This window comes from Nonomuraea aridisoli (assembly GCF_003236395.1).
GTDB lineage: Bacteria > Actinomycetota > Actinomycetes > Streptosporangiales > Streptosporangiaceae > Nonomuraea > Nonomuraea aridisoli.
This window is the reverse complement of record NZ_POUD01000414.1, coordinates 1-5,734: the sequence shown is the minus strand read 5'-3', so window position 1 is coordinate 5,734 and position 5,734 is coordinate 1. Positions and strand designations below refer to the sequence as shown.

Sequence of the window (5,734 nt, the reverse complement as noted above, 5' to 3'; positions counted from 1 at the left end):
GGTCAGGCGTGGGCAGGGAGGGTGGTGCCGGCCGTGGTGGCCGGGTCCGGGGCGCGGACCAGGGCGGCGCAGTCGGCGATCGCGTCCTCCAGCAGCCGCCGCAGCAGCGCGTCCGGGTCGTCGATGCACGCCTGCACGATGCCCACCACCGACAGCTGCACCGCGTTCGGCGCGGCGTACCGGCGGAAGCCCTTCTCCGTGATCCGGGCGGCCCGGCTGAAGCGCCTGGCCTGCTCGGCCGCGTGGGGCACCTCCTCCATGGCGCGCCGGCTCCGCTCGCTCATCCGCCCCGACGGCGCGCCGTCGAGCCGGGCCAGCATCTCCTCGGCGGCGAGCACCGACACCGCCAGCGCGAGCTGACGCTCGGCCGCCGCCACCGGCAGCGCCGTGGTGGCGCAGCGCAGCGCGATCTGCGCGTCCACCCGCAGGTCGTCGCTGGTCAGCCCGATGATGGACGGCACCAGCCGGACGAGTTTGGACCGGCTCTCGTCACTGGTGTTGTCGTTGACGAGGCGGGCGAGTGCGGCCAGCAGCGGGTGGGTGCACGACGGGTGGTCGCTCCACCGCTCACCGGCCAGGTAGGAGGCCAGCTCCATGAAACAGGCACCGCGCTTGGGGTTGCGGTGCCGGCCGCGGGAAAGAACCGGCATGTGATCAAGGTGATTGTCCACGGGTGCTCCACTGCTCCACGGGATCGCCGTCTATCCAGTCTGCGCCGCCGTGCGGCTCAATGCCAGTGATGTGGGGACGTACCCCACGAAGCGTTCCCTCTACCCCGCCGGGTCACACTCAGACACACCCTTCCCGACGAACACCGCCACCGTACGCGCCGGTACCCTCACCGTCCGTGTGTCCGGGTCGTACGCCGACTCCCGCACCACCGGGTCGTGCGAGGCCGCCTGGACCGGATGCAGCCCCACGGCGGCCGGCACGCTCTGGACCTGCGGATACGGCGTGGCGTTGAAGACCACGGTGACCGACGTCCAGCGCGGGTCGAGGCCGTCGGTGCCGACGTGCATGGCGATCACGCCCTCCGCCGAGCCGGGGAACGACAGGCGCCGCCGCACCTCCTCCGCCGACCCCAGCGCGAAGGCCGGCGAGGACCACCGGATCCGCAGCAGCTCCCCGAACCCGGCGCGGCACGCCTCGATCGCCGCACAGCCCGGCCGCAGCGCGGGGTCGGCCAGCAGCGGCCGGGCGTACGGCCAGCGGGCCTCGTTGTCGGCCCGGGGCGGCAGGCCCGCGCCGAAGCCGTTGCCCTGCGCGCAGTCCCACAGCAGCCGGTTGAACCAGTCGCCCGAGTCGTAGGAGTTGCGGTCGAGCGACTTCGACCGCAGCCGCTCCGTGCCCGCCTGCACGAACGCCGTCCCCTGCGCCAGCAGCACCGTGGCCAGCGACAGCAGCTGCATGCGCACCCGGTCGGCCATCGGCGTGTCCTGCGGCAGCTTGTAGGCCAGCGCGTCGAACAACGTCTCGTTGTCGTGCGCGTCCACGTACGTGACCGCCTCCCCGGGAACGGCCGTATACCCGGCGGGCGCGCCGTTGTAGTCCAGATCGCGCGATTTCACGCCCGACGGCAGCACGTAGTCGGCCAGGCTCCCGGTCAGCCCCACCCTGATCAGGTCGCCGTAGTACGCCAGCCGCGCCCGCTGCTGCTCCGGCGTGCCGTTGGCCGGCGACCCGTTGGGCGCCCCCGCGAGGCCGGAGCCGAACCCCTGCACGCGCGGGTCGGCGTCGAACGCGCCGCCGCCGCGCACCGCGTCGCGCATCCGGTCGCTGAACGTGCCGACGCCCGTCCCGGCCATGCCGGCCTGCGTCGCCTGCTCGAACCGGGCGCCGCCGGCCACCTCGCCGAAGTCCCAGCCCTCGCCGTACAGCAGGATCGAGCGGCCGTCCACGCCGTCGCGGGCGGGCGTGAGCGCGTCGAGGGCGCGGCGGACGGCCAGGATGTTCGCCTTGGGGTGGTGGCCCATGAGGTCGAAGCGGAAGCCGTCCACCTTGTACCGGCGCGCCCAGGCCACCACCGAGTCCACCACCAGCCGGCCCGTCATCAGGTGCTCGGGCGCGGTGCCGGGGCAGCAGGTGGACGTGGCCACCGCGCCGTCCTCCAGCAGCCGGTGGTAGTAGCCGGGGACGATCGGGTCGAGCACGCCGGTCGAGTGGGTGTGGTTGTAGACCACGTCCATCACCACGCGCAGCCCGGCCCTGTTGAGCGCGGCGACCATGCCGCGGAACTCCCGGATCCGCAGGTCGGGATCGGTCGCGTACGAGCCCTCCGGCACCGTGTAGTGCAGCGGGTCGTAGCCCCAGTTGTAGGAGTCGGTGGCCGCCGTGCGGGCGACGTGCTCCTGCTGCAGCTCCGAGTCGGGCGGCAGGGCGGCGAAGTCGCAGCCGGGCTCCACGCGGTCGGCCCGCCGCTCGGGCACGGTCGCGAAGTCGAAGACCGGCAGCAGGTGCACGTGCGTCACCCCGTCGGCCGCCAGCGCGCGCAGCTCGCGCGTCCCCCGGGTGTCCAGCCCGAACGCCGCGTACGTGCCGCGCAACTCCTGCGGGACGCTCGCGTCGGAGGCGGAGAAGTCGCGCACGTGCAGCTCGTAGACCACGGCCCGTTCCGGCGGCACCGGGGCGGGCTTGGCCAGGCGGTCCCAGCCGGGCGGCCGGTGCGCGGCGGCGCCGGGGTCGACGAGCACGCTGCGCCCTCCGTCCGGGGTGACGTGCACGCCGTACGGGTCGGCGACCTCGTTCGTCACCACCGCGCCGGCGGCGGGGGAGTAGACGGTCACCAGGTACGTGTACGCGCGGCCGTACCAGGCCGGCAGGCCGCGCACCGACCACACGCCGGTCGCGTCGTCGCGGCGCATCGGGTGCACGGTGCGGCGGGAGCCGTACAGGGCCAGCTCGACCTTCCGCGCGGTCGGCGCCCACACCGACAGCCTCGGGAACATCCCGCCGCCCGGGCCCAGCGGGGCGGTGGCGGCCGCCGCGTACAGGTCGTCGAGCACGCCGGGGATCTGCACGCCGGTCGCCTCCACCAGCGTGCCGCCGGAGTCCCACGCGGCGGCCACGACCTGGCCGCGCAGCGCCCGCGCGGCCAGGCGGGCGTCACGCGGGTCCACCCTGAGCGCCGTGTGCCCGGTCGTGTGCCCGGCCAGGTGCGGCCACCGGTGCTCGTGCTCCGCGCCGAACGCGCCGGGCCGCAGCGCGATGAAGCCCTGCACGCCGCTCAGCCCGTCCGGACGTGACGGGTCGCGGGCGATGCCGCCCACGGCGCTGAAGGCCAGGCGGTGCCGCAACGACGGCTCGACCCGCCAGGCCACCGTCGCGCGGTCGATCCAGTGCGCCGCCGCCCCGTTCAGGCCGGCGCCTTCGATGTGGTCACTCAGGCTCTTCGCCCCCTCGGCGAGCGGCACCCCGGACAGCCGTCGTCGTTCCCTCAGCTCGGCGGGACATGCGGCTGCGTGAAGTCATGACGCATATCAAATGCGTCACCGATTAGTAACTGTACGTAATTGGGATTGCGGTTCCACCCTTGTGACATGGACGGATTCCTCGACCGGACCTGCGGAGGTGTCACGGAGCTGCGCGTCCACGGCGTGTCCGGCACCCCGCCGGCGGGCATACTCAACCACCCCCACCCCCGGCTCGTCGCCGGCGACGGCACCACCGGCTTCTACCGCCGCTGGTGGGCCGCCGGGCAACCGGCGGGCGAGCACCCCGACGTGCCCGGCGTGCGCCGCCGCGAGGCCTACGCCTGGGGCAACCTCACCTCCGGCGGGCGCACGATCGCGCTGTGGCTGCTCCTGCTGCCGTTCGCGCTGGCCAACCTGTCGTACTTCATGCTGCCCAGGCCGCCGGGCGCCGACCGGCTGCGGCACCTGACGGAGGCGGCGCAGCGGCTGTTCGCGCTGCTGCTCACCGGCACGCTCGTCGGCGCCGTCACCCGGGCCAGCGTCGACCTCGTCGGCTGGCAGTGCACCGCGGCCGGCCGCGCCTGCACGCTCGACACCGCGCCCGTCTGGGTGCACTGGCTGGGCGCGCTGTGGGGCGGCGAGCCGTCGAAGCGGCTCGCGGTCACCGCCCTCGTCCCGCTGCTGGCCGTCGTCGTCCTGTGGTGGATCGCCCGCCGCACCTGGCGCCGCGACGAGCGCACGGACGTGCCGCCGGAGGCGCTGCGCGGCACCGGCCGCGGCGGCGTGCTGCTGGGGCAGCCGCGCCTGTGGCACGGGCGCGCGCCCGTGTGGCGGCTGCGCGTCGTGCACGTGTCGTTCGCGATCGCCTCCATCGGGCTGGCCGTGTCCGCGCCGTTCGCGCACACGACGGTCGGCCTCGCCCTCACCGCCGCCAACGGAGGCGTGCAGCTCGCCGCCGCCGTGCTGGTGGTGCTGCCGGCGACCGCGCGGCGGCTCGACCCGTACACCGGCGGGCCCGAGCCCGCCTGGCCGGGGCGCGCGTGCCGCGTGCTGCGGGTGACGGCGCCGGTCGTGTTCCTGGCCACCGCCGGGGCGGCGCTGGCCGGCCTGCCGCCCGGCCCGTACGCGGCGCAGCTTCCCGGGGTGGGCGTCGGCGTGCTGGAGTACGCCCTCATGATCGCGCTCGGGGTGTTCATCCTCGCCGCCGTCTGCGTGCTGGCCCGCCGGGACCGCACCGCCGGCGAGCGGCGCGCGATGGGCGGGCTGGCCGCCTGGTTCGCGCTCATGGTGGCCGTCGGCAGCGCGAACGTGCTCGCGCTCGGCGTGCTGTTCTGGACGGCCTCGTTCTTCGGCGTGGCCGCCACCTCGGCCGGCGCCGGCCCGCTCGGCAGGAAGATCTTCCTCGACGACGCGGTCTGGTGGACCGCCGCTCTCGTGCCGCTGCTGGTGATCGGCGCCGTCGTGATCGCCTGCGTGCTGAACGCGCGCCGCGCGGCCGAGGCGGAGCGGCTGGCGCCGCTGCTGGAGCCCTACTACGGGGAGGCCGGCGACGCGCGGGAGGTCGCCGGGAAGTGGGCGCTGGCCGCGCTGACCGACCGGATCGGGTTCGTGGTGGCGGTGCTCACCGGGATCGGCGTGGCCGGGTTCGCCGTGGTGACCGTGATCTACCGGCTGGGGCTGTTCACGCCCGACGGGGGCGTCGCGGGGCTGCTCGCCTCGATCGGCAGCTGGGCCATGGTGGCCATCGTGGTCGGGCTGGTGCTGGTCGGGCGGCGGACGTACATCGACTCGCGGCTGCGCAGGACGGTCGGCATCCTGTGGGACATCAGCACCTTCTGGCCTCGCGCCATCCATCCGCTGGCGCCGCCCTGCTACACCGAGCGGGTCATCCCCGAGCTGATGGGGCGGGTGGCCCGCCTGGCCCGTACCGACCGGGACGAGGTCGTGCTGTCCGGGCACAGCCAGGGCAGCGTGATCGCCGCAGCGCTGGTGCTGCAGCTGCGGCCCGAGCTGCGGGGGCGGGTCCGGCTGCTGACCCACGGCTCGCCGCTCGGCCGCCTGTACGCGCCGTTCTTCCCCGCCTACTTCGGCGCGGCGGGCCTGTCGGCCGTACGCGACTCCGTCACCTGGTGCAATCTCTACCGACTGAGCGACCCCATCGGCGGGCCCGTCTTCGCCACGGCCGACCCGCTGGCCGGCGGCGACCCGGAGCGCGCGGACGCCGGCGTGGACCGCTTCTGCTGGGACCCGCCGCTGCCCGCCCCCGGCGAGCCGCTCTCCGATTGCCGCTGGCACTCCGACTACTGGCTCGCCCCCCCGTACGC

At 75.0% G+C, this 5,734-nt stretch carries 3 protein-coding genes; 1 reads left to right on the top strand and 2 read right to left on the bottom strand.

Annotated features, from left to right (window positions below):
- Nucleotides 1-2: 2 nt before the first annotated feature.
- Both C1J01_RS45685 and pulA read right to left on the bottom strand, forming a co-directional pair.
- Nucleotides 3-650 carry a hypothetical protein gene (locus C1J01_RS45685; RefSeq protein ID WP_235855109.1) on the bottom strand — a complete coding sequence of 216 codons (648 nt, stop codon included), beginning with the start codon at nt 648-650 and terminating at the stop codon, nt 3-5.
- 120 nt (nt 651-770) lie between these two features.
- Nucleotides 771-3,410 (bottom strand): pullulanase-type alpha-1,6-glucosidase, encoded by a 2,640-nt coding sequence (pulA, locus tag C1J01_RS45680; RefSeq protein ID WP_235855108.1) that lies wholly within the window; start codon nt 3,408-3,410, stop codon nt 771-773.
- 126 nt (nt 3,411-3,536) lie between these two features.
- On the opposite strand from pulA, the gene C1J01_RS45675 reads away from it, so the two are divergent.
- A partial coding sequence (locus C1J01_RS45675; RefSeq protein WP_111185251.1) for a hypothetical protein occupies nt 3,537-5,734 on the top strand: 2,198 nt, incomplete at its 3' end.